The following is a 24535-nucleotide window of genomic DNA, read 5'->3' on the forward strand; positions in this document are numbered from 1 at the left end:
TCATGGGAAGGTCACCAGCGCCTTGACGAAACCGTCCGGACGATCCCGCGTGGCGTTCAAGGCCTCGTCCAGCCGTTCCAGCGGATAGGCGTGGGTATAGAGCGGGGTCGGGTCCAGCCGCCCTGAACTCACCGCTTCGATCGCCGCCCGCAGCCCCTGGACATAGACCTTGGGATCGCGTTCGTGGGCGTTGATCACGTCGATCCCGCGCCAGTTCCACAGCTGCATATTGACCTGCCGGGGCCCGTCCTGGTGATAGCCGGCAACGATCAGCTTGCCGCGCTCGCCGGTCAGCTCGCCGGCCAGGTCCAGCGGCCAGGCCTTGCCGACCGCCTCGATCACCCGTTCGCAGAACCGGCCGCCGGTCAGCGCCTCGACCCTGGCGATGATCGCCTGGTGGTCGTCCATGGGGACGGTCTCGGCCGCGCCCATCCGGCGGGCCAGCTCCAGGGAGAACGGCCGCCGCGAAATGGCGATCACCCGTGCGCCGGCGTCGGTCGCCAGCCGGGTCAGGATCGCGCCCAGGAAGCCGACGCCGACGATGGCCACCGTCTGGCCGGCGTGGATGTCGGCGCGGGCGAAGATGTTCATCGCGCAGCCCAGCGGCTCGCCCGGGAAGGGTTTGCCCCCCAAGGCCGGCGGCAGCTTCGCGGCCGCCTCGGCCTCGACCAGGTCGTACTGGGCGTAGCTCCGGTACGACAGCGCCGCGACCCGATCGCCGATCGCCAGATCGTCCACCCCCTCCCCCACGGCGTCGACCACGCCCCAGCCCTCGTGGCCCAGGTCGCCGGGCGCGGTGGGAAATTTCATCCAGTCCGGCCCCGCCCAGGGCGTCAGGTTCGAGGCGCAGACGCCGCAGCCCTCCAGCCTGACCCGCACCTGGCCCGGCCCCGGCTGCGGCAAGGGCGCCGCCTCGATCCGGATCCGGCCCGGCCCGGGGATCACCGCCGCCCGCATGGTCGCGACGCTGGCGCGCGGCTCGGCCCTAAGCATGTCCAAGGTCATGTTGCTCTCCCGGATGGATGCGGGCCCGTGGCCCGGACGGATCGGCGCGCCCGGGCTCGTCCGGCTGGACGAACCGCAGCAGGGCGCGACGATAGCGAAGGGCGTGGGCGGAGATCTTTCCCTGCTCGGCCGGATCGAGCCCGTCGCCAAGGCTCCACAGGCCGATCTGGAAGGCGGCGTAGCAGGCGCGGTGCAGGGCCAGACGAGCCGGGGCGACGTGACCGCCGCCCAGCCGTTCGATGGCGCGCGCCAGCCAGGCGGCCTCGTCGTCGGACAGGTCCAGCTCGATCTGCGCACCCGCCACGTCCCAGCCGACGTCCTGGCAGCCGACCAGATCATGGCCCCGGGCGTGGTCGACGGCGTCGGTCTTCAGCAGGCGGCCTTGTGGCGTCACACGCCACTCCCAGGCGTGCAGCCGGCCGTCAATGGCGATCGGCGCGCCCGCCGGGGTTCTGGCCAGAACACGCAGGCGCTCGTGCAGGGCCTCGGCCGCGGGCTCGCCTAGCGCCTCTGCCGTATTCACACGGGCCATGTCGAGCAGTTCGCTCGTGCCGGCGCCATCCTGGACGGAGGCCGGAAAATGCCGGGCCCGGAAGGCGAGGTAGCGGGCCAGATGGTCCAGCAGCCGCCCCCGATCGTAGCGCCCTGGCTCCAGCGCCCGCGCATCCTCTAGCCAGGTTTCGACCAGGAAGCCGTGCCGCAGCCCGGCCGGCCGAGGAGTAAAGCCCGCGGCCGCCAACCCCCCGGCTTGCGCCGTCTTGCGGACCCCCTCCCCGCCCAGGCCCGCGAACTTGGCCAGCCAGGATCCCGAGGCGGCACGAAACAGGAACTTGCGCCGCTCCAGCGCCGGAAGCACCGGGGCGGCGACGTCGCTGACCTCCCGCCAGCGTCCCGCCGACAGGTCGCGCCGCGGTTCGGTCAGCGGACCAACGAGCTCCGACACCCAGTCGTCCAGCCGCCGGCTCGGCGTCACGCCGTCGCGGCCTGCGCCCTCGAAATCGCCGATCAGGCGACGAGCTCGGCGCCAACGCTCGCGGTGCGCCGGGCTGGCGTGGGGTCCCGGCTCACCGGCATGGCTGGGCAGATAGGTCACCCGCGGCGACGACACGCCCGCCTCCTCCAGGAGATCGCCGACCGCGCCGAACGAGCTGCCCGACAGGCCCGGGCCTTCATCGACGACGGCGTACGGCTCCTCGCCGTCGCCCAGGATGCTCGCGTACAGGGCCGGCGAAAGCCGCAGCCGCCGGGCGAAGGGCGGGCCGACCGGCCGCACCGTCACCGGCCGCCGTCGCGCGCCCGCCCCGACTGCGACCATCGCCGCCAGGCCCGTCCCGATGCTGCGCAGGCCCAGCACAACGGGCGGCGCGCTCCGCTCGGCGGCGGCGGCGGCCTCGAGATAGGCCTCGGGATAGAGCGCATAGTGGGCGTACCCCTCCGCCAGCTTGCAGGTGATCTCCGAAGGCGGGTCCAGGTCGCGCCAACGGGCCAGGGCCTGGCGCCATCCGGACGGGACTTCGGTCGTTCCATCGCGCCAGGACCGTGCGACGGCGCCGGCCAATCCGAGCAGCATGTCCATGCCCGCCGCCTGGACCGGCGTCTCCGCGTCGTGGCCGGCGAGCGCCATCTCCGCGTCGGCGACGCCCTGCAGCAGTTGCGCCGCTTCAATGAAGCCGCCCACCAGGGCCGCATGCCGCTCCAGGCCAGCCGGCCGGACCTCGACCGTTCCCAAGGTCTCCTCCAGGCGGCCGATCGCCTGTCCGACCGGTTCGCTCCAGGCTCTGTCGCCATAGACCCGCATCAGAGCGCCGGACCCGCGCCATAGGCGACGGCGGCGAAGGCGGCATAGGGCGGCGGGACCGCGCCCGGCAGGTCGGCACGATGGCCGAGCCACGCCACCCAACCCTCGTACTGCGCCGGACTGGGCGAGACCCGAGCCCGCCGCTGCTTGACCAGTCGCAGGGCCGCCATCGGCTCCAGGCCGCGCGCCGACAGGATGCACAGGGCCAGCATCGCCGAGCGGCCGACCCCGTGTTCGCAGTGCACCAGCAGGCGCCGTCCGGCCGCCTGGGCCTGGGCCGCGAACGCCACCCCGTCGTCCAGCATGGCCAGGCTGACGGCGGCATTGTCCTCGGTGGGCAGGTGCAGGAACAGCAGCCCGCAGCGGCTCCAGACGGCCGGATCGTCGCGTTTTTCGGACCGCAGGTCGACGACCGCGCCGATCCCGTGCTCGCGCGCCAGGACTTCGGCCCCGTCCATGCTGCAGCGGCCGCCGACCGCCAGATCGTCGGTGATCCAGTCGAAATCGCAGGCCGCGCAGCCCATGGCTCAGCCGACCGCCAGCGCCGCGGGACGGGTCACGACCGGCGCCGTCGCGGGGGCGTAGCGCCGCACCATCGCCGCGCAGAACTCGGCGAACTCCTCGACCGCCTGGGGCGGGCTGGTGTGGTGCGGCTCGATGCCGCGATGTTCCGGGGTGAAGCAGAAAGTGACGGTGACGTCGAAGTCCTCGAGCGCCTGCATCTGCCGGTCGAACCAGGCCAGGGCGTCGGGCCGGAAGCTGTCGGCCCAGGACAGGCCGGTGCGCAGGTGCCGCACGCCCAGCCGCTTGAGCCAGCCCACCGCCTCGTCCAGGCGGTGATCCTGATAGTGGAACCACTGGCAAAGCCCCATGCGATCAGCGTAGTCGGCATAGACCTCCAGGCCCGGCTTCGGGGTTCCGTCCTCGCGCAGCAGCCCCATGTGGAAGTGCCGGTAATAGGACGAGCCCTCGGCTTCCTTGTGACGGGTGGTGGCCTCCCAGGTCCGCGGCAGATCGTAGAGGCTGTACCAGTGGATCCGCGGGGCCTTGCCGACCAGCAGGTCGGCGGTGCGCCGGACGCCCCAGGCCTGCACCTCCTCCGAGCCGAAGCTGGAGACGCCGACCTCGGTCACCCAGACGGGCTTGTCGGTCACCGCCTGGATCTCGGCCAGCTTGGCGGGCCAGTCGTCGATCGACCACAGGTTCCAGTCCAGCGGGAAACCATGCACCGCCACCGCGTCGACGGCGTCGAGCACGCCCTTGGCCTCCAGGCGGCCCAGGAAGGCCGGATCGATCGGCGACATGCCGCCCAACACCCGCACCAGGGCGCCGTTCTCGGCGGCGATCGCCTGGCCGGCCAGGCGGGTCATGCTGGCGAAGATGTCCCATTCCGGATCGAGGTTGGGGTCCCAATGCGACTTGTTGTTGGGCTCGTTCCAGATCTTCACCGCCTCGATCATCCGTGCTCTCCCTCGTCGCGCCCGTTGGCGCCGTGTGACTTGCCGTTGGTCCGCGACCGGGCGGGATAGACGGCGCCCGCCTCGGTGGGCCGCTCGGTCCGGCGGCAGATGAAGACCTCGTCCTCGGGACGATCGAGGATCTCGAAACCGGCGCTGCGCAGCATGGCGGCCGAGCCGGCGGCGTTGGGCGTCCACCAGTTGGTCCAGTCGCCGGCGTAGCGATGCTCGATGAAGTGCATCTTCGGATAGGCCGGATCGTCGAAATGCTTGTCCTCGAAGAAGTCGTAGTCGGCGCGCACCGGGACGATGTCGTTGGAGCCGCGCTGCATCGACTGGAACACCATCAGGTCGTCGGCGACGTGGTCGTGGATCAGGTCCAGGGCCAGCAGCGGATGGCGCAGGTGGTAGAACACGCCCATGAACAGGACGATGTCGAAGCGCTCCCGCAGCTCGGCCACGTCGTAGACCGACAGCTTGCGGAACTCGATGTCGGCGCCCTTCACCTCGGCGGCGAAGCGGGCCTGCTCCAGGTAGCGGTCGTCGAAATCGACCCCCAGCACCCGGTCGGCGCCGCGCCGCTTCATCTCGATCGAGTAGAAGCCGGCGTTGCAGCCGATATCGAGCACGCTCTTGCCGCTCAGGTCCTCGGGAATGGCGTGCTGGAAGCGCCGCCATTTGACGTTGGGATAGTCGTTGAGGAAGTGGTTGGGCGCGGTCTGCACCCCGTCCAGGTCGATGTTGTGGAACCAGTCGCCCAGGGCGGCGGCGCGGGCGCGGATCTGTTCGCCGGTCAAAAGGCTCATGCGGGCGCCTCGTTGATGCTGTGGACTTTCAGCCCCCAGGCGGCGGCGACGACGGTGCTGATCGAGCCGGGCGCGACCTCGATGCGCCCGTGATGATCCAGGCACAGGCCCAGGGCGTGGCAGAGGGCGGCCTTGGTGACGTCGGCGTGCGACACCGCGACGATGGCCTGGTCGGCGTGGCGGCGGCGCGCGGCCTCCATCCAGTTGGCCACCCGAAGTTGCACTTCGAGCATGGACTCGCCGCCGGGCGCCCGGTGCTGGCCGCGCGAAGCGTTCCACCAGCCCCATTCGGGCGCGTGGTCGAGGTCCTCGAACACCGCCCCGGTCCAGACGCCCAGGTCGATCTCGTTCAGGGCCTCGTCGGTCCGGGGCTGCAGGCCATGCGCCGCGGCGATCGGGCGGGCGGTCTCGGCGGCGCGCGTCATCGGGCTGACATAGACGGCGGCGATTGGCTCATCGCGCAGCCGGCGGGCCGCGGCGTCGGCCTGGGCCAGCCCATGCTCGCTGACGCTCACCGCCTCCATGCGCCCGCACAGCACCCGGCCGAGCCGATCGTGAGCGCCATGTCGGACAAAGAACACCGTCGTGCTCATGAGGCCAGGCGCGCGCGCGGCCGCGCGTCGCGTCGATCGTCCCCCGCCTCGTCGAGGCCGGCGATGAACCGCTCGGTGCGGATCCGCGCCTCGTCGTCGGTGTACTGCTCGGGCGGCGACTTCATGAAGTAGCTCGACGGCGCCAGCAGCGGCCCGGCCAGCTTGCGGTCCAGGGCCAGCTTGGCGCAGCGCACGGCGTCGATGACCACTCCGGCCGAGTTGGGGCTGTCCCAGACCTCCAGCTTCAGCTCCAGGTTCAGCGGGACGCCGCCGAAGGTCGTGCCCTCCAGGCGGATGTGGGCCCATTTGCGGTCGCTCAGCCACGGCACGAAGTCGCTGGGTCCGACATGGACGTCGTCGGCGTCGAGCGGCACGTCGAACTGGCTGGTCACCGCCTGGGTCTTGGAGATCTTCTTCGAGGTCAGGCGCTCGCGTTCGAGCATGTTCTTGAAGTCGGTGTTGCCGCCGAAGTTCAGCTGGTAGGTGCGGTCGATCCGCACGCCGCGGTCGCGAAACAGGTTGGCCAGCACGCGGTGGACGATGGTGGCGCCGACCTGGCTCTTGATGTCGTCGCCGATGATCGGCAGGCCGCGCTGCTCGAACCGCCGGGCCCAGGACGGGTTGGAGGCGATGAACACCGGGATGCAATTGACGAAGGCGCAGCCCGCGGCCAGCGCCTGCTGGGCGTAGTATTCGGTCGCCGCCTGCGATCCGACCGGCAGGTAGGAGACCAGGATCTCAGCGCCGCTGCGGCGCAGCTCCTCGGCGACGTCGACGGGCGGCTCGGCCGATTCCTCGATGTCGCCGGTCAGGTACTGGCCGACGCCGTCCAGGGTCGGGCCCCGGCGCACCCGCACGCCGGTGGCGCCGGGGCGGGCGAACTGCACGGTGTTGTTGGGGGCGACGGTGATCGCCTCGCCCAGGTCGCGCCCGACCTTGCCGGCATGGATGTCGAAGGCCGCGGCCAGTTCGATGTCGCCGACGTGGTAGCCGCCCAGGTCGACATGCATCAGTCCCGGCGGCGGCGCATTGGCCGTGGCTTCGGCGTAATGCGTCAGTCCCTGGACGAAGGACGAGGCGCAATTGCCGACCCCGACCAGTCCTACACGAAGTTTCCTGCGAGCCATGGCGTCCCTTCAACATGGCGCTGGAGGCGGCCAGACCCGCGCCAGCTTTGTAGCTGGTCAAGCGATCGACCCCAGCTTTGTTCCTGCCGACACTGCTCCCTATCAAATGTTAAACGCGGCAATTCTTCGCTTTTGCCATTTGCCAAAATATAACTTCGCCAAATGAACTCCTGTTTCAGGATAACAATTGATAAAATCAGGCCAATACTCTCGATCCAGGGAACTTAGATCAAGATGATCGGTTAGCCTCGCCGTGCACCGAAGGGACGGACGGCGATGAGCAAAGCCAAAACGATCACCGACCATGACGAAATCCGGCGCTGGGCGGAAACGCGCGGCGGCAGACCTGCGCGGGTCAAGACCACCGCCGGCAAGGGCGGCGGCGGCGTTCTACGCTTCGATTTCGGCGACAAGGACGACGAACTCGAAGAGATCGGCTGGGACGAATTCTTCGAGATCTTCGAGGAAAACGGCCTGGCCTTGCTCGAACAGGAAGAGACCGCGAGCGGCGGGAAAAGCCGTTTCTCCAAGTTCATCAATCGCTGAGGCCCGCCGATGTCGAAGACTGTTCTGATCACCGGCGGCGCCGGCTTTATTGGTCGGCATCTTGCCCACGCCCTGCTCGCGGAGGGCAAGAAGGTCCGCGTTCTCGACAGCCTGATCGAGCAGGTGCACCCCACCCGCGAACGGCCGGGCGAGCTTGACGGCGAGGTCGAGTTGATCGTCGGCGACGTGCGCGACGAAGGCGCGGTGCTGCGCGCCCTCAGCGGGGTCGACCAGGTCGTGCACTTGGCGGCCGAGGTCGGCGTCGGCCAGAGCATGTACGCGGTCGACCGCTACACCTCGGTCAACGACTACGGCACGGCGGTGCTGTTCCAGCAACTGATCGACAATCCGGTCGAGCGGGTCGTGGTCGCCTCGTCGATGAGCGTCTATGGCGAGGGCCTCTACCGCACCCAGGACGGGGCCCTGGTCGAGGACGTCGACCGAACCGGCCGCAATCCGGATGGATCGTGGGACCCGCTGGACGACCAGGGCCGGCCGCTGCTGCCCGCCCCGACTCCCGAGACCAAGGCCAACGCGCTCAAGTCGGTCTACGCCATCGGCAAGTTCGTGCAGGAACGCCTGACCCTGACGCTGACGCGGCAATACGGCATGCAAGGCGCGGCCCTGCGGCTGTGGAACGTCTACGGACCGGGCCAGGCGCTCTCCAATCCCTATACCGGCGTGCTGGCGATCTTCGCCTCGCGGATCGCCAACGGCCAGGCCCCGATGATCTTCGAGGACGGCCGCCAGCGCCGCGACTTCGTCCATGTCCGCGACGTGGCCGGCGCCTTCGCCCTGGCCCTCGAGCACCCCGGGGCGGTCGGCGAAGTGTTCAACATCGCCAGCGGCGAGGACCGCACGATCGAGGCGGTGGCCCGACTGCAGGCCCAGTCCATGGGCCAGGCCGACCTGACGCCGGAGATCACCGGCAAGAGCCGGGCCGGCGACATCCGCCACTGCATCCCCGACCTGACCAAGGCCCAGGCCCGCCTGGGCTACGCCGCCCGGGAGGATTTCGCCCAGGGCCTGGCCGAGCTGGCCGAATGGGTCGCGCGCCAGGAGAGCGAGGACCGTGTCGTCGAGGCCCGAAAGGAACTAGAAATGCGCGGGCTGGTGGCATGAGCGGCGGATCCGGACCGGTGCTAGTGACCGGCGGGGCCGGCTTCATCGGCGCCAACCTGGCCGACCGGCTGGCCGCAGACGGCCATGACGTGGTGGTCTTCGACGCCCTGGCCCGCCCCGGGGTCGAGCGCAATCTCGCCTGGCTGGAGGCGCGGCATCCTCGACGCGTCAGCACCGTGATCGGCGACATCCGCGACGAAAAGGCCGTGGGCAAGGTCGTCCGCGACGCGACGGCGGTGTTCCACCTGGCGGCCCAGGTGGCGGTGACCACCAGCCTGGTCGATCCGGTCGGCGACTTCGAGGTCAATGTCCGCGGGACGGTCAACCTGCTCGAGGCCCTGCGCCGTCAGGGCCGCCGCACGCCGCTGGTCTTCGCCAGCACCAACAAGGTTTATGGCGACCTCGCCGACGTGCCGCTGGAGATCGTCGACGACTGCCACCTGCCCCGCGATCCGTCGATCCGGCTGAACGGCGTCGACGAGCGCCGGCCGCTCGACTTCCATACGCCCTATGGCTGCTCGAAGGGCGCGGCCGACCAGTATGTGCTCGACTACGCCCGCAGCTTCGACCTGCCGACCTGCGTGCTGCGGATGAGCTGCATCTATGGTCCGCGCCAGATGGGCACCGAGGACCAGGGCTGGGTTGCGCACTTCCTGATCCGCGCCCTGGCCGGCCAGCCGATCACTATCTATGGCGACGGCCGCCAGGTGCGCGACATCCTCTATGTGGCCGATGCGGTCGAGGCCTATGTCTCGGCCTGGCGGCGAATCGAGACGGTCAAGGGTCGGGCCTTCAACCTGGGCGGCGGCCGCGCCAACGCCGTCAGCCTGCGCCTGCTGCTGGGCCACATCGAACAGCTGATCGGCCGCGGCGTCGCCCTGAGGTTCGAGGACTGGCGACCGGGCGACCAGCGCTACTACGTCTCGGACGCCGGCGCCGCGCGGCGGGCCCTGCACCTGGATGAACCGGTGGCCTGGCGCGACGGCGTCGCGCGGCTGGCGGCCTGGCTGCGCGAGGAAGCCGCCGCGCCCCTGCCGGCCGCCGCCCTGGCGGAGGCGGTGTCTTGAGGGCGGCGATGATGGGCGGCCCGGCCCGCCATGTGCTGATGACCACCGACGCCGTGGGCGGCGTCTGGACCTACGCCGTGGACCTGGTCGAGGGCTTCGCCGAGCGCGGGATCTCCACCACCCTGGCGGTGCTGGGCCCCAGGCCAAGCGTCGACCAGCGCCAGCAGGTCGCCGCGATCCCGGGACTGACCCTGGTCGAGACCGACCTGCCCCTCGACTGGCTGGCGGACGCGCCCAACGCCCTGGCTCCGGCCGCCGACCGGTTGCGGGCCTTGGCCGAGGACAGCGGCGCCGACCTGATCCACCTCAACACGCCGACCCTGGCGGCGGGCCAGACCTTCGACCAGCCGGTGATCAGCGTCGCCCACTCCTGCCTGGCCACCTGGTGGAGCGCGGTCCGCGATCAGCCGATGCCCGACGATTTCCGCTGGCGCTGCCAACGCCACTGGCAGGGTCTGCTGGCTTCGGACGCCATCATCGCCCCGAGTTCGGCCTTCGCCGAGGACACCGCCAGGACCTACGAAACCCCGCGACCGTTTGTGGTCCACAACGGCCGGCGCGACGCCGCCCCCCAGGCGGCTCCGAAACAGCGGCTGGTCTGCACGGCCGGACGCCTGTGGGACGACGGCAAGAATGTCGCCGTGCTCGACGCCGCCGCCCGGTGGATCGATGCGCCGCTGCTGGCCGCCGGGCCCCTCGATGGCCCCACTGGCGAGCGCCGGCGGCTTGTCCACGCCCAAGCCCGGGGCCCGATGTCGACGGCGGCGATCCGCCGGACCTTCGCCGAGGCCCAGGTCTTCGCCTCGGCTGCCCTCTATGAGCCGTTCGGCCTGGCGGTCCTGGAGGCGGCCCAGGCGGGCTGCGCCCTGGTGCTGTCGGACATTCCGACCTTCCGGGAGCTTTGGGACGGCGCGGCGCTGTTCGCCCCCGCCCGCGATCCCAAGGCCCTCGCCCAGGCGATCCAACGGCTGCTGGACGATCCGGAGGCGCGCCAGCGCCTGGCCGGGGCCGCCACCGAACGGGCGCGCCGCTACAGCGTCGCGGCCATGGTCGAGGGGGTTCTAGGCGTCTACCGCGCCCTGTGGACCGGGACCGGCGCCATCGCCGACCAGGAGGCGGCGGCATGAGAATCCTCTATTTCACCCACTCTCTCGCCTCCTGCTGGAACCACGGCAACGCCCATTTCCTACGCGGGGTGCTGCGCGACCTGACCTGGCGTGGCCATGCGGTCACCGCCTTCGAACCGCAGGACGCCTGGAGCCTGGCCAGCCTGTTGGCCGACCATGGCCCCGCCGGCCTTTCGGCCTTTCGCGACGCCTATCCCGACCTGGACTCGCGGACCTACGCCCGCATCGGCCAGGCGCTCGAAGCCTGTCACGACGCCGACCTGGTGATCGTCCACGAATGGAGCGATCCGGCCCTGGTCGCCGCCTTGGGCCGAGCCCGTCGCAACGGCGGCCGCTTCCTGCTGCTGTTCCACGACACTCATCACCGCGCCGTCAGCGATCCCGACGCCATCCGGGCCTTCGATCTCGACGGCTATGACGGGGTGCTGGCGTTCGGCGAGACCCTGGCCGCCGTCTACCGGCGGTGGGGTTGGGGCGATCGGGTGTTCGTCTGGCATGAGGCCGCCGACATCACCCTGTTCCACCCGCCGAAGATCGAGGGCCAGCGCCAGGGACTGGTGTGGATCGGCAACTGGGGCGACGGCGAGCGGACGGCCCAGATCGAGGACTTCCTGCTGCGGCCGGCCGCTCAGGCGGGCCTGCCCCTCGACGTCCACGGCGTGCGCTATCCCGCCCCCGCCAAGACCCTGCTGGCCCGCTACGGCGCCCGTTACCGCGGCTGGCTAGCCAATCCCAAGGCGCCGGAGGTGTTCGCGCGACACCTGGCCACCATCCACGTGCCGCGTCGCTTCTATGTCGAGCGCCTGCCGGGAATTCCCACCATCCGGGTCTTCGAGGCCCTGGCCTGCGGCATACCTCTGGTCTGCGCGCCATGGCGGGACGTCGAGGGCCTGTTCCGGCCGGGCGTCGACTATCTGGTGGCGCCGGACGGCGCCGCCATGACCGTCCATCTGCGCGCCCTGAGCTGCGATCTCGAACTGCGCGCCAGCCTCGCCGCCGCCGGTCTGGAGACCATCCGCGCCCGCCACACCTGCGCCCACCGGGTCGACGAACTGCTCGCCATCGTCTCGGCCATGGCCGCGCCCGCCATGAAGTCCATCGCATGGGAGTCCGTCGCATGAAGATCGCCTTCTATGGCTCCAGCCTGCTGTCCACCTATTGGAACGGCGCGGCGACCTACTACCGCGGACTGCTGCGCGAGCTGGCCGGCCGGGGCCACCAGGTCGTGTTCTACGAACCCGACGCCTTCGACCGCCAGAAGCACCGCGACATCGACCCGCCCGACTGGGCCGAGGTGGTGGTCTACGACGCGACGCCGGACGCGCTGGCCTATGTCGTCGGCGAGGCGGCCTATGCCGACGTCGTGGTCAAGGCCAGCGGCGTGGGCGTGTTCGACGACCTGCTGCTGGCCGGAACCATGGCCGCGGCCGCGCCCCGGGCGGTGAAGATCTTCTGGGACGTCGACGCGCCGGCGACCCTGGCCGAGATCACCCCCGCGCCCGACCATCCGTTGCGCCGCGCCCTGCCCGACCTTGACCTCGTCCTGACCTATGGCGGCGGCCCGCCGGTGATCGCCGCCTATGAGGCCGTCGGCGCGCGGGTCTGCCGGCCGATCTACAACGGCCTGGACCCGACCACCCATCACCCGGTCGCCCCGGCGGCGCGCTACGCCTGCGACCTCAACTTCCTGGCCAACCGCCTGCCCGACCGCGAGCGGCGGGTGGAGCAGTTCTTCATCGAGGCCGCCGCCCGCCTGCCCGACCACCGCTTCCTGCTGGGCGGCTCCGGCTGGGACGACAAGCCGCTGCCGGCCAACATCGCCCGGCTCGGCCACATCGGGGCCGACCAGCACAACGCCTTCAACGGCTCGCCGCGGGCGGTGCTCAACGTGGCGCGAGACTCCATGGCCCAGGTCGGGTTCTCGCCCGCCACCCGGGTGTTCGAGGCGGCCGGCGCCGGCGGCTGCCTGATCACCGACGCCTGGGAGGGTCTGGAGCTGTTCCTGGCCCCAGGCGAGGAGGTGCTGGTCGCCCGCGACGGCCAGGACGTCGCCGAGCACCTGGCCAGCCTGTCCGTCGAAAGGGCCCACCAGATCGGGGAAGCGGCGCGCCGCCGCATCCTGGCCGAGCACACCTACGCCCGGCGCGGGGCCGAGGTCGACACGCTGCTGCGCCGCGCCTTCGATCTGAAACGCGAGAGGAGCCTGACATGAGCGCGCCGCTCAAGATCGTCGTCCTGGGCCTGAGCCTCTCCTCCTCCTGGGGCAACGGCCACGCCACCACCTATCGGGCCCTGCTGAGCGCCTTCGTCGCGCGGGGCCACGACGTCCTGTTTCTCGAACGCGACAGGCCCTGGTATGCGGCCCATCGCGACCTGGATCCGACCTTCTGCCGCTTCGCGCTCTACCAGCAGGTCGCCGACCTGGAGGCCTGGCGCGCGGACATCGTCGCCGCCGACGCGGTGATCGTCGGCTCCTTCGTGCCCGACGGGATCGCGGTCGGACGGTGGGTGCAGGAGATCGCCGGCGGCCTGGCGGTGTTCTACGACATCGACACGCCGGTCACCCTGGCGCGGCTGGAGGACGGCGACGCCGAGTACCTGTCGCCCGACCTGATCCCCGGCTACGAGCTCTATCTGTCGTTCACCGGCGGGCCGGCCCTGCGCCGCCTGGAGCAGGTCTATGGCTCGCCCGCGGCGCGGCCGCTGTTCTGTTCCGTGGACGCCGAGACCTATCGCCCGCTCGACCGGCCCAAGCGCTGGGATCTCAGCTATCTGGGCACCTATAGCGAGGATCGCCAGCCGACGCTGGAGACGCTGCTGCTGGAGACCGCCCGCCAGGCGCCGCACCTGCGGTTCTGCGTGGCGGGGCCGCAATATCCCGACAGCATCGCCTGGCCGGCCAATGTCGAGCGGCTGGACCACGTGCCGCCCGCCGAGCATCCGGCCTTCTACAGCGCTAGCCGCTTCACCCTGAACGTCACCCGCGCCGACATGATCGCCGCCGGCCACAGCCCCAGCGTCCGGCTGTTCGAGGCGGCCGCCTGCGGGACGCCGATCATCTCCGACGTCTGGCCCGGCCTGGACGAGTTGTTCATTCCCGGCGAGGAGATCGCCCTGGCGACGGACGCCCAGGCGGTGCTCGACCTGCTCAATGCGCCGCCCGAGGTCGGCGAACGCATCGGGACGGCCGGACGGGCCCGCATCCTTGGTCAGCACACCGCCCGCCATCGCGCGCTCAAGCTGGAAAGCTACCTTCGCCAGGCCCTGGCGACGAGCGCCGTCCCCCTGTCCGCGCCCAGCGAGGTTTCCGCCTATGCCGAGATCTGACATGCCCAAAGCCCGCCCCCTCTCGATCCTGGTCGCCGGCGGTTCGGGGTTCGTCGGCTCGCACCTGTGCGAACGCCTGATCGACGACGGCGCCGTCGTCTGCTGCGTCGACAACCTGCAGACCGGCTCGCGCGACAACCTGCGTCGCATCGAGACCCATTCGCGGTTCAGCTTCGTGCAGGCCGACATCGTCGCCCCCCTGCCCGCCAAGGTGACCAGGACCCGCTACGACCGCATCTACAACCTGGCCTGCGCCGCCTCGCCGCCGCTGTACCAGTCCGATCCCGAGCACACCCTGCTGACCAGCGTCGTCGGCACCGACCAGCTTCTGAAGCTGGCCGAACGCGACGGGGGCCGCCTGCTGCAGGCCTCGACCAGCGAAGTCTATGGCGACCCCGTCGCCCACCCGCAGCCGGAGTCCTACTGGGGCAATGTCAACTGCACCGGGCCGCGGGCCTGCTATGACGAAGGCAAGCGCGCGGCCGAGGCCCTGTGCTTCGACTTCGAGCGGTTGGGACGGGCCGAGGTCCGCGTGGCGCGGATCTTCAACACCTACGGACCAAGGCTTTCGGCCCATGACGGCCGGGTGGTGTCCAACCTGGTCAGCCAGGCCCTGGCCGGCGACGACATCACCGTGTTCGGCGACGGGTCTCAGACCCGGTCGTTCTGCTACGTGGCCGATCTGGTCGACGGCCTGGTCAAGCTGATGGAGCACGAGGGCTCGCCAGGCGGGCCGGTCAATCTTGGCAATCCGACCGAGCTGACGATCTGCGAATTGGTCGATCTCGTGCTGGACCTGACCGGATCCTCATCCCAGGTCAGCTATCGCCGGCTGCCGGTCGACGACCCCCGCCGGCGCAGGCCCGACATCACCCGCGCCGCCGCCCTGCTGGGCTGGTCGCCAACCACCTCGCTGGAGAACGGCCTGCGCAAGACCATCGCCTGGTTCGACGCCCAACGGCGGCTGGCCCCGCCTGGACCCGATGTCGAGGACCGCATCCGCGCCTGACGCGTTTCGCCGCCAGATCCAAGCTTGAAGTCCACGCCATGCCTGCACAGAAGATCGGCGTCCTGACCTTCCATCGCTGCATCAACTACGGCTCCTACTGGCAGGCGCGGCGGCTGGTCGAAGGCCTGCGCGAGGCCGGCCACGACGCGGTGCTGCTCGACCACGCCTCGCCGCGGGTCGACCGGGCCGAGTGGCGCTGCGCCCTGGCCCCGCACCTGCCGGCCCCGACCGCCAAGCCGGAGCGGCGGCTCTATCGCGCCAAGATCGACCGCTTCCGGGCCGCCTTCGACGCCCTGCCGCTTTCGCAGCCGTTCGACCTGGACGATCCGGCCGGCATGGAGGCCTATGACCTGGTCATCGTCGGCAGCGACGAGGTCTGGAACCTGCGCCATCCCTGGTACGGCCGCCATCGGCTGTTCTTCGGCGAGGGACTGAACGCCCGGCGGCTGGCCTCCTACGCCGCCAGCTTCGGCAACCACGACATCCGGGACGGCCTCGACGGCCAGCTGGCGCGGGACCTGGACGACTTCGCCCACATCTCGGTGCGCGACGCCAATTCCCGCGCGCTGGTCGAGCATTCCGTCGGCCGTGCGCCCGAACTGGTCCTGGATCCTTGCCTGCAGTTCCCGCCGCCCGCGCGGGCGGCGCCCGGCGAGGTCGACGACGCCGTGGTCGTCTACGGCCACAGCTTTCCGGCCTGGTTCCAGCGCGCCATCCAGCGCTGGGCAACCGAGCGCGGCCGGCGGCTGGTCAGCGTCGGCTATCACAACGCCTGGGCCGACGAGCAGCGGATCGACGTCGATCCCGACAGCTTCGCCGGACTGATGGCCGGCGCGGCCGCCGTCGCCACGACCTTCTTCCATGGCTGCGTGTTCGCCCTGGTCAACGCCAAGCCGTTCATCTGCGCCACCAGCCCCTATCGCGCCAACAAGATCACCGCCCTGGCCGCCACGCTCGGCGCCGAGCGCCACCTGGTCGACGAGGCCACGCCGCCGGCGACCTACCACACGCTGCTGGAGACGCCGCTCGAGACCGGCATCCATCAGCGCCTGACGCGCATGCGGACCCGCTCGCAACGCTATCTCGACGCCGTCCTGGCTTGAGCGGCGTGGACCGGCCAGACCAACTCAGCCCGCACGACATCGTCCGGTCGAACCTGTGCATCGGCTGCGGCGGGTGCGCGGCCGGCCTGACCGGGGCGCGGATGCAGCTCGATCGCTACGGCCAGTTCAAACCTGAAGGCCCGGCCGACTGGCGCCGCGCGCCTTCGGCCGCCTTCGCCGCGACCTGTCCGTTCTCGCCCGCCGCCGCCAACGAGGACCAGATCGCCGCCGAGCGCTTCGCCCAGGCCCCCGCGCGGGACGCCTATCTGGGCCGCTTTGAGGCAACCTATGTCGGGGCGGCGGCCGACGCCGAACTCCGGACCCACGGCAGTTCCGGCGGCATGGTCACCTGGACGGCCGCCGAGCTGCTGGACCGCGGCCTGGTCGACGCGGTCGCCCACGTGGTTCCGACGCCCGCGCCGGGTTTCGCCTACACCGTTTCCCGGTCGGTCGAGGCGGTCCGGGCCGGGGCGAAGTCGCGCTACTATCCCGTCGAGATGTCCGGGGTGATCGACACGATCCGCCGCACGCCCGGCCGCTACGCCGTCGTCGGCATACCCTGCTTCATCAAGGCGATCCACCTGCTGCGAGCCCGCGAGCCGCTGCTGCGCGAACGGATCGTCTTCACCCTGGGCCTGTTCTGCGGCCACATGAAGAGCGCCCGCATGGCCGAGAGCTTCGCCTGGCAGATGGGCGTGAGGCTCGACGCGGTCGCGGCCCTCGACTACCGCCTCAAGGACCCTGCTCGCCCCGCCAACTGGTACACCGCCCAGCTCGTCCTCAAGGACGGGTCACGGCGCAACCGGGACTGGTGGCATCTGGCCGACGGCGACTGGGGCGCGGGGTTCTTCCAGAACCCGGCCTGCGACGCCTGCGACGACGTGGCGGCCGAGACCGCCGACATCGCCTTCGGCGACGCCTGGGTCGAGCCCTACGCCAGCGACGGCCGCGGCACGAACGTGATCGTGGTCCGCTCGCCGGTCCTGCGCCAGTTGGTCGAGGCGGCGATCGGCGACGGCCGGCTGGACCTGCAACCGGTCGATCCGGCCGTGGTGGTCGAGACCCAGGCGGCCGGGTTCCGCCACCGCCGCGAGGGTCTGGCCTATCGCCTGACCTGGCCCCGCCGCGGCGTCCGTCCCCGCAAGCGGGTGACCCCGAGCGCCGGGGGCTGCCCCTGCGGCGCAGGCTGATCTATCGCCTGCGGACCCAGGTCAGGACCTGGAGCCATCGCATCTTCCTGCTGGCCAGGCTGCTGAAGCGCCCCGCGATCTACATTGTCTGGGCGCGGTTGACGCTGAGGACCTATCAGGCCCTGACCTATTCGCGCGGACCTCTGGGCCGAGCCTTCGACCGGCTGTTCCCGGGCGAGCGTCGGCCGGGTGGACATGGCTCACCGAAGGGTTAGGAAAGGACCAGCGTCAACGCGGAGTCGCCAGGGACATGGCCGAAAAAGCGCAGGTCGATCCCGAGTTCGAGGCCCTGTTACGCCACATCCAGGAGAGCCGCGGCCTGGATTTCCGCGGCTACAAGCGCACCAGCCTGCGGCGACGGATCACCCTGCGCATGGAGGCGCTCGGGGTCGAGGACTTCGCGGGCTACCAGGCCTATCTGGAGGTTCATCCCGGCGAGTTCGGCGACCTGCTCAACACCGTGCTGATCAACGTCACCTCGTTCTTTCGCGACGAGGAGGCCTGGGATGTCCTGCGCGCCCGGGTGATCCCGCAGGTGGTGGCCAACGCCAAGGACGACCGCCCGATCCGGGTGTGGAGCGTCGGCTGCGCCTCGGGCGAGGAACCCTATTCGCTGGCCATGCTGTTCGCCGAGGAAATGGGCGTGGCGGCGTTCTGTCGGCGGGTGAAGATCTACGCCACCGACCTGGACGAGGACGCTCTGAAGGCCGCCCGCCTGGCGACCTACCAGACCCGCAACGTCGAGAACATTCCCCCCGACTATCTCGATCGCTATTTCGAGCGGATCAACAACCACTACGTCTTCCAGCGCGACCTGCGCAAATGCGTGATCTTCGGTCGGCACAATGTCGTCACCGACGCGCCGATCTCGCGCATCGACCTGCTGGTCTGCCGCAACCTGCTGATCTACCTGGAAAGCGAGACCCAGGACCTGGTGCTGCCCCGCCTGCACTACGCCCTGGCGCGCGACGGCTACCTGTTCCTGGGCAAGGCCGAGACTCAGCTGGCCCGCTCGGCGCTGTTCAATCCGGTCGACATGAAGCATCGTCTCTTCACCAAGGTCCCGCAGGAGTGGCGTCGTCCGCTGAACGGGCCGTTCGGACCGAACATGGGCCACCCGGTGGAACCGTCGCCGACCCATCCGCGCCTCTTCGAAGCGGTGCTGAACGAGGCCTCCACCGCCTATCTGGTGGTCGACGACACCGGCATGGTGTCGCTGGTCAACGCCGCCGCCCACCGCCTGCTCGGGGTGGGCGAGCCCGACGTCGGCCGGCCCTTCCAGGACCTGCCGGTGTCCTACCGTCCCCTGGAACTGCGCGGTCCGATCGAGGAGGCGTTCCGCCAGCGCCGGTCGCAGCGCCTGGACGACCAGGAATATCGCCTCAGCGCGTCCGAAACGATCCGACTGACGATCGACGTGCGGCCGCTCTGCGCCCCCGACGGCTCGCCTTACGCCGTGCTGCTGGCCTTTACCGACACCACCCGCGGCCACGCCCTGCAGCGCGAACTGAAGACCACCCAGGAAAGCCTGGAAAACTCGATCGAAGAGCTGCAGTCGGCCAACGAGGAGCTGGAGACCACCAACGAGGAGCTCCAGTCGACCAACGAGGAGCTGGAGACCACCAACGAGGAGCTGCAGTCCACCAACGAGGAACTGGAGACGCTGAACGAGGAGGCCCGCTCCAGCAACGAGGAGATGGAGTCGGTCAACGAGGAGCTGCGCATCCAGGCCGAGCAGGCCTCCGCCTACCGCTCGCACCTGGAGTCGGTGCTGCGGGCGATGAACGGCGGCGTCATCGTCATCGATCAGAACCACCTGGTCCAGGGCTGGAACCGCTGGAGCGAGAACACCTGGGGCCTACGGACCGAGGAGGTGATGGGGACGAGCTTCGACGCGCTCGACATCGGCCTGCCCGTGCACCAGCTGCGCGAACGCCTGGCCAGCGTGCAGGGCGGCCGCGAGGAACAGACCGAGCAGGTGCTAGAAGGGGTCGACCGCCGCGGGCGGCCGATCATCTGCCGCGTGCGGATCTCGCCGCTGCTCGACGAGAGCGGCGCGCGCCTGGGACTGGTCATGGTGTTCCAGGACCTCACCGGCGAGCGGCGCAGCGAGGACTATCGCGGCTATCTGGGCCGGGTCATGGACGCGGCGCTGGGCGAGACCTATTTCGTCGACCCGGACACCCTGGCCTTCAAGCAGGCCAATGAGATCGGCCTGCGCGAACTAGGCTGCAGCCAGGCTCAGCTGGCCAAGATGACCCTGCTCGACCTGATCACCGAGACTAAGCCCGAGGCGATCCGGGCGAAGCTCGCGCCCCTGATCGACGGCCGGACCGACGAGGCCGTCCTGGCCGCCACACTGCGCTCGGCGGAGGGGGAGCGCTCGGTCGAGTTGCGGCTCAGGCGTTTCCCGCAGGAGGTCCCGCCGATCCTGATGGTCACCGTACGCAACCTGGCCGGAGTCTAACCTTCTCCGTCGCCGGGCGGCTTCTTGAGCTGGACGATTGCCTGTTCGAGCACCGAGACGAAACCCTCGGCTTCGACCGAGGCGAGTTCCCACCGGGCCTCGGCATGGGCCAGGCCGCGATCCCTGGCGTTGTCCTTCATCTGGCCGAACAGCCGGATGCGGTCGCGATGCGTGCGGGCGGCCACCGCCAGCGCCCGCTCCAGCTCGTCGGCCTGGGCGGCCGCCAGGCCCAGGGGCGAGAAGGCGTGACCGATCTGACAGCGGAACCGCACCTCCTTGTCGGCCTCGATCTGGTTCAGCACCCCGCCGCAGTCGGGACAGGCGATGGGACTGGCTCGGCCGGGCGGCGGCAGGTTCAGCTCCATGGCGGCGAAGTCCTGGGCGGCGATGCGGTCCTCGGCCATGTAGTCCTCCGATACGGGAAGGTTGGGTCCCGCCGGCTCGCGCGCCAGGCGCGACAGCAGGGATCCCAGGTCGCTCAGCGGCGCCGCGTGGTCGACATGGTCGCGGGCGAGCGCATTGCGCGGCATCGACGGCCACTCGGCGTCCTTGGGATCCTGCACCACCGAGGTGCCGCCCGCCGCCTTGATGGCGATCAGGCCATCGGTGCCGTCGTCCAGCAGCCCGGTCAGCACCACGCCGATCACCCGGCCGCCATAGGCCACGGCGGCGGACCGAAACAGCGCATTGACGGCCGGCCGGGTGCGGTTTTCATAGGGACCGCGGCGCATCAGGACATGTCCGGGACGCAACAGCAGATGGTGGTCAGGGCCGGCGACATAGATCCTTCCCATCGCCAGGCGCTCGCCGTCGGCCGGCGTGGCGGCCGGCAGGCGACCGGCCTTGGCCAGCAGCTGCGGCAGCACGCTGCGCCCCGAGGGCGACAGGTGCTGGACCACCAGCACCGCGGCCGGCAGGTCGCCGGGCAAGGTCGCGCAGAGCCGACGCAGCGCCTCCACGCCGCCGGCGGAAGCGCCGATGACGATGATGTCCTTGGTCGCCATCGCAGGCTCCTTCACCGATTTAACGCGACGAAGGCCGGAAAGTGCGCGCCGGGACCGTCGCAATGCGACTTTTTCGGCTTTGCCGCATTAGGTCGCTGGGAGCAGCGATGAACGGACACCCAAGCCTGGAGTCCCCGGCGGACGAAACCGCGCGGCTGCGCGACGAGATGGAACAGCTGCGCACCGCCCTGGAAGGGGCCGTCGAGGACAATATCCGGCTGGTCGAGGACCGGGACCGGCTGCGGGGCCGCGTCACGATGCTGGCGCGCGAACTGCAGGCGGCCAACGCCGCCTATGCCGCGGCGGCCGCCCCTGACGATGCGCATCCGCCCGAGGTTCTGGCCAGGTCCGAAGCGCTCAGCCAGAGCGAGGAAGAACTGCGCGTCGCCTTCGAGGAGCTGCAGGTCCTGACCGAGGAGCTGGAGGCGACCAACGCCACATTGCACAGCGCCAATCGCGACCTCGACGCCAAGGTCGCCGAACGCACCCGCGAAATCGCCAGCGCCAACGCCGCCCTGCGCGTCAGCGAGACCTCCTTCCGCGCCATCGCCGATGTCGTGCCCGACCTGTTGTGGCGCGCGGACAATGTCGGCCAGGTCACCTGGTGCAACAGCCGCTGGTATGACTACACCGGCCAGGATCTGCAGGCGGCGCTAGGCGCGGGGTGGATCGACGCCCTTCATCCGGACGACCGGGACCCGACCCGGGAGGCCTGGACGGCCGCCGTCAATTCCGGCGAGACCTTCCAGCGTCAGTATCGCGTCCGCCACCGCAGCGGCGACTATCGCTGGTTCCTGGCCCGGGCCGAGCCGCTGCATGACGGTCGGGGACGGGTCAGCCAGTGGTTCGGCGCGGTCACCGACGTTCACGAGCTCATCCAGTTGCAGGACCGCCAGGCGGTGCTGGTGGCCGAACTTCAACACCGCACCCGCAACCTGATGGCGGTGGTCGAGACGGTGATCCGCAAGACCCTGGCCAGCAGCAAGGACGTCGCCGAGGCCCGCGGCCGCATCGAGGAGCGGTTCGGATCGCTGGCCCGCGTCCAGGGCCTGCTGTCGCGCCGGCCGACGGGCGGGCGCGTCAGCTTCGATGCGCTGCTCTCTGACGAACTGGCCGCCCATGTTCCGCTGGCCGACGATCAGGCGACCTCCCAGGTCAGCCTTGAGGGTCCGACGGGGGTCGAGCTGCGCTCCACCCACGTCCAGACCCTGGCCCTGGCCCTGCACGAACTGACCACCAACGCCGTCAAGTACGGCGCCCTGGCCCATCCCGGGGGTCGGCTGACGGTGGGCTGGGCGGTTCGAGAGGTCTCGGCCGACGAGCGGCGCCTGGTGGTCGACTGGCGGGAGACCGGGGTGCCCGGCATGCCGCCTCCCAACCCCGACGCGGCCCGGGGCGGCGGTTATGGCCGCCAGCTGATCGAGCGCGCCCTGCCCTATCAGCTAGGCGCGACGACCGCCTTCGGCTTCGCCGACGACGGCGTCCATTGCACCATCGAACTGCCCCTGCCCACGCCCGATCGCACGGGAGGGTCGCCCCATGTCTGATCCCGCCCAGACCGCGCGAATCCTGATCGTCGAGGACGAGTACCTGCTGGCTGAGGACTTGGCCGAAACCCTGGCCGGGCTCGGGGTCTGCGTGCTCGGGCCGGTCGGCGCCCTGGACGAGGCCCTGGAGCTTCTCGACATGCTGCTGACCACCGACGGCGGGCTCGACGGGGCGGTGCTGGACGTCAACCTGCGCGGGGAAATGGTCTTTCCCCTGGCCGACGCCCTGGCGGCCCAGAAGGTTCCCTACGTCTTCGCCACCGGCTACGGCCCGGAGGTTCTGCCCGAGCGCTATCGCAGCGCGCCGCTGCTGCAGAAGCCGATCCAGCCGCGCCTTTTACTGTCGCTGCTGGTCGGCGACCATGTCCTCCAGTAGCCGGGAGCGCGATCAGGTCGGCGGCAGGGCGAAGACATAGAGCATGCCGCTCGGCTGGGTGATGGTCTTCAGCGCCCCGGTCATGTTGGCGAAGCCCTTCTGGGCGGTGGGGTCGCGGGGATCGAGATTGTTGGTGACGATCGAGCCGACCCAGCCGCCGACCCCGGACAGGATGGCGACATACTGGCGTCCGTCCGGACCGCGGAAGGTGGTCGGCTGGCCGATGATCCCCGAGCCGGTCTTGAACTTCCACAGCTCACGCCCGGTGTCGGCGTCGACCGCCTTGAACCAGCCCTCCAGGGTTCCGTAGAACACCACGCCGCCGGCCGTCGCCGCCGCGCCGCTCCACACCGGCCAGCGCTCCGCGATCGTCCAGACCTTGCGCCGGCCGACCGGATCCCAGGCCATGAACTCGCCGGCGTTGCCGCCCTGTCCCGGATGGAAGCGCGGATTGACGCCGATATAGGGCGTGCCGGGAATGTAGTTCACCGGCTTGGTCTCCCAGTCCATGCAGAGGTTGTTGTGCGGCACATAGATCAGCCCGGTGGCCTTGCTGAAGGCCGAAGGGCTCCAGTCCTTGGCGCCGGGGGAATTGGGGCAGACGCCGCGCAGCACCTTGCCCGCCTGGGGGATCATGTCGGGATTGAACTTCAGCCGGCCGGTCTTCAGGTCGACGCCCTGCGAGGCGGTGATGTGGATGAACGGGTCGGCGGCCAGCACCTCGCCGCTCGTGCGGTCGAGCACATAGATGTAGCCGTTGCGCTCGGGGCGGATGATCACCTTGCGGGTGCGGCCCTGCCAGGGCAGATCCAGGACGATGTTCTCGTTGACGCCCGAATGGTCCCACAGGTCATGCGGGCTGTAGGCGTAGAACCAGTGCGCCAGGCCGGTCTTGGGCTCGCGGGCGAAGACGCCGTTGGTCCAGTGGTTGTCGCCCGGCCTCTGAAGGTGGTTCCAGGGCGCGGGATTGGACGTGCCGTGGAAGATCAGGTCCTGCTCGGGGTCATAGGAGATCCAGCCCCACACCGTGCCGCCGCCGATCTTCCAGGCGTCGGCCGGCCACTGGCTGACCCCCAGGTCCTTGCCCCTGTACTGCGGATAGAAGGGCTTGAAGACCTTGGGGTCGATCTTCACGTCGACGTCGGGGCCGGTGGAATAGGCCCGCCAGGCAATCGAGCCGTCGGCGGCGTTCAGGGCGGCGATCCAACCGCGCGCGCCGAACTCCGCGCCCGAATTGCCGACGATGACTTTGTCGCCGACCACGAACGGGGCCATGGTCATGGTGTCGCCGCGCCGGTAGTCGCCCAGCCGGGTCTCCCACTTCAGCTTGCCGGTCGCGGCGTCGACGGCGACGGTGCGGGTGTCGGGGGTGTTCAGATAGACCACGCCGTTGGCATAGGTCGGGCCGCGGTTGACCGGCTCGCAGCACATCTCGCCCTGGACGGCGGCCGGCGGCTTGGTCTCGTAGCGCCATTTGACCGGTCCGCCGGGCTGGGCCAGGTCGATCGCATAGAGCGTCGTCGGGTAGTGCGAGACGAAATAGAGGGTGTTCTGGGCGACGATCGGGGCGGATTCCTGGCCGCCGGACGCGCCGACCGACACGGTGAAGGCCACCTGCAGCTTGCCGACCGTCTGCTTGTTGATCTGGTTCAGTTCGCTGTAGCGGGTGTTGGCGAAGTCCTTGGCCGGCATGATCCATTGGCCGTCGTCCCTAGGCGACGCGGCGGCGGGCGGCGCGGCGCGGCCGGCGGCCTGGGCGGCGGGCGCGGCCGGATCATTGGCCGCCGGCTTGCGGTCGCACCCGCCCAGCAGGGCCAGCAGCACGGAAAGAACCATCACGATCGGCGGACGAGCGAAGATCATG

Annotated in this window: 22 protein-coding genes; 13 read left to right on the forward strand and 9 right to left on the reverse strand. The window is 70.2% G+C overall.

Annotated elements, in window-relative coordinates:
• From ACIPQB_RS09140 to ACIPQB_RS09170, 7 genes are read right to left on the reverse strand one after another with little or no spacing between them, the layout of a single operon-like run.
• Complete coding sequence (locus tag ACIPQB_RS09140; RefSeq protein WP_446484908.1) at positions 1-1005, reverse strand: MDR/zinc-dependent alcohol dehydrogenase-like family protein; 1005 nt, start codon at positions 1003-1005, stop codon at positions 1-3.
• On the reverse strand, positions 986-2803 hold the full coding sequence (locus tag ACIPQB_RS09145) for a hypothetical protein (RefSeq protein WP_446484909.1): 1818 nt from the start codon (positions 2801-2803) through the stop codon (positions 986-988). The genes ACIPQB_RS09140 and ACIPQB_RS09145 overlap by 20 nt, the downstream gene beginning before the upstream one ends.
• A complete protein-coding gene (locus ACIPQB_RS09150; protein WP_446484910.1) occupies positions 2803-3327 on the reverse strand; it encodes a protein-tyrosine phosphatase family protein in 525 nt (174 codons plus the stop codon). Before ACIPQB_RS09150 ends, ACIPQB_RS09145 begins: the two co-directional genes overlap by 1 nt.
• A gap of 3 nt (positions 3328-3330) precedes the next feature.
• Entirely contained in the window at positions 3331-4263 is a 933-nt protein-coding gene (locus ACIPQB_RS09155) for a beta-xylosidase (protein WP_446484911.1), read from the reverse strand.
• Complete coding sequence (locus ACIPQB_RS09160) at positions 4260-5066, reverse strand: TIGR04290 family methyltransferase (RefSeq protein ID WP_446484912.1); 807 nt, start codon at positions 5064-5066, stop codon at positions 4260-4262. The genes ACIPQB_RS09155 and ACIPQB_RS09160 overlap by 4 nt, the downstream gene beginning before the upstream one ends.
• Entirely contained in the window at positions 5063-5647 is a 585-nt protein-coding gene (locus tag ACIPQB_RS09165) for a histidine phosphatase family protein (protein ID WP_446484913.1), read from the reverse strand. Before ACIPQB_RS09165 ends, ACIPQB_RS09160 begins: the two co-directional genes overlap by 4 nt.
• Before the next feature lie 8 nt (positions 5648-5655).
• Entirely contained in the window at positions 5656-6786 is a 1131-nt protein-coding gene (locus tag ACIPQB_RS09170) for an inositol-3-phosphate synthase (RefSeq protein ID WP_446484914.1), read from the reverse strand.
• A 276-nt stretch (positions 6787-7062) separates the two neighbouring features.
• Here ACIPQB_RS09170 and ACIPQB_RS09175 point away from each other — a divergent pair, with 276 nt between their 5' ends.
• From ACIPQB_RS09175 to ACIPQB_RS09225, 11 genes are all read left to right on the forward strand, one after another.
• A complete protein-coding gene (locus ACIPQB_RS09175; protein WP_446484915.1) occupies positions 7063-7332 on the forward strand; it encodes a hypothetical protein in 270 nt (89 codons plus the stop codon).
• Between the two features lie 9 nt (positions 7333-7341).
• Positions 7342-8454 carry an NAD-dependent epimerase/dehydratase family protein gene (locus ACIPQB_RS09180; protein WP_446484916.1) on the forward strand — a complete coding sequence of 371 codons (1113 nt, stop codon included), beginning with the start codon at positions 7342-7344 and terminating at the stop codon, positions 8452-8454.
• Positions 8451-9521, forward strand: a complete 1071-nt coding sequence (locus ACIPQB_RS09185) for an SDR family NAD(P)-dependent oxidoreductase (RefSeq protein WP_446484917.1) — start codon at positions 8451-8453, stop codon at positions 9519-9521. The genes ACIPQB_RS09180 and ACIPQB_RS09185 overlap by 4 nt, the downstream gene beginning before the upstream one ends.
• Complete coding sequence (locus tag ACIPQB_RS09190; RefSeq protein ID WP_446484918.1) at positions 9518-10648, forward strand: glycosyltransferase family 4 protein; 1131 nt, start codon at positions 9518-9520, stop codon at positions 10646-10648. Before ACIPQB_RS09185 ends, ACIPQB_RS09190 begins: the two co-directional genes overlap by 4 nt.
• Positions 10645-11769, forward strand: coding sequence for a CgeB family protein (locus ACIPQB_RS09195; protein ID WP_446484919.1), 1125 nt, complete (start codon positions 10645-10647; stop codon positions 11767-11769). Before ACIPQB_RS09190 ends, ACIPQB_RS09195 begins: the two co-directional genes overlap by 4 nt.
• Entirely contained in the window at positions 11766-12860 is a 1095-nt protein-coding gene (locus tag ACIPQB_RS09200) for a CgeB family protein (protein WP_446484920.1), read from the forward strand. Before ACIPQB_RS09195 ends, ACIPQB_RS09200 begins: the two co-directional genes overlap by 4 nt.
• Complete coding sequence (locus ACIPQB_RS09205; protein ID WP_446484921.1) at positions 12857-13975, forward strand: CgeB family protein; 1119 nt, start codon at positions 12857-12859, stop codon at positions 13973-13975. The genes ACIPQB_RS09200 and ACIPQB_RS09205 overlap by 4 nt, the downstream gene beginning before the upstream one ends.
• A gap of 1 nt (position 13976) precedes the next feature.
• Positions 13977-14984 carry a UDP-glucuronic acid decarboxylase family protein gene (locus ACIPQB_RS09210; protein ID WP_446484922.1) on the forward strand — a complete coding sequence of 336 codons (1008 nt, stop codon included), beginning with the start codon at positions 13977-13979 and terminating at the stop codon, positions 14982-14984.
• A gap of 38 nt (positions 14985-15022) precedes the next feature.
• Positions 15023-16087, forward strand: coding sequence for a polysaccharide pyruvyl transferase family protein (locus ACIPQB_RS09215; protein WP_446484923.1), 1065 nt, complete (start codon positions 15023-15025; stop codon positions 16085-16087).
• 5 nt (positions 16088-16092) lie between these two features.
• Entirely contained in the window at positions 16093-17277 is a 1185-nt protein-coding gene (locus tag ACIPQB_RS09220) for a Coenzyme F420 hydrogenase/dehydrogenase, beta subunit C-terminal domain (protein ID WP_446484924.1), read from the forward strand.
• A 250-nt stretch (positions 17278-17527) separates the two neighbouring features.
• Positions 17528-19744, forward strand: coding sequence for a CheR family methyltransferase (locus ACIPQB_RS09225; protein WP_446484925.1), 2217 nt, complete (start codon positions 17528-17530; stop codon positions 19742-19744).
• On the opposite strand, the gene ACIPQB_RS09230 is transcribed toward ACIPQB_RS09225, so the two are convergent.
• Complete coding sequence (locus ACIPQB_RS09230) at positions 19741-20748, reverse strand: chemotaxis protein CheB (protein ID WP_446484926.1); 1008 nt, start codon at positions 20746-20748, stop codon at positions 19741-19743. The genes ACIPQB_RS09225 and ACIPQB_RS09230 overlap by 4 nt on opposite strands.
• Before the next feature lie 107 nt (positions 20749-20855).
• Between ACIPQB_RS09230 and ACIPQB_RS09235 the strand changes: the two genes are divergently transcribed.
• A complete protein-coding gene (locus ACIPQB_RS09235) occupies positions 20856-22295 on the forward strand; it encodes a sensor histidine kinase (RefSeq protein WP_446484927.1) in 1440 nt (479 codons plus the stop codon).
• Positions 22288-22671: a response regulator gene (locus tag ACIPQB_RS09240; protein ID WP_446484928.1), complete on the forward strand. Its 384-nt coding sequence runs from the start codon at positions 22288-22290 to the stop codon at positions 22669-22671. Before ACIPQB_RS09235 ends, ACIPQB_RS09240 begins: the two co-directional genes overlap by 8 nt.
• 12 nt (positions 22672-22683) lie before the next feature.
• On the opposite strand, the gene ACIPQB_RS09245 is transcribed toward ACIPQB_RS09240, so the two are convergent.
• Positions 22684-24534 (reverse strand): PQQ-dependent dehydrogenase, methanol/ethanol family, encoded by a 1851-nt coding sequence (locus tag ACIPQB_RS09245; protein ID WP_446484929.1) that lies wholly within the window; start codon positions 24532-24534, stop codon positions 22684-22686.
• Between the last annotated feature and the right edge of the window lies 1 nt (position 24535).

The sequence above is a fragment of the Caulobacter sp. LARHSG274 genome (assembly GCF_052871235.1).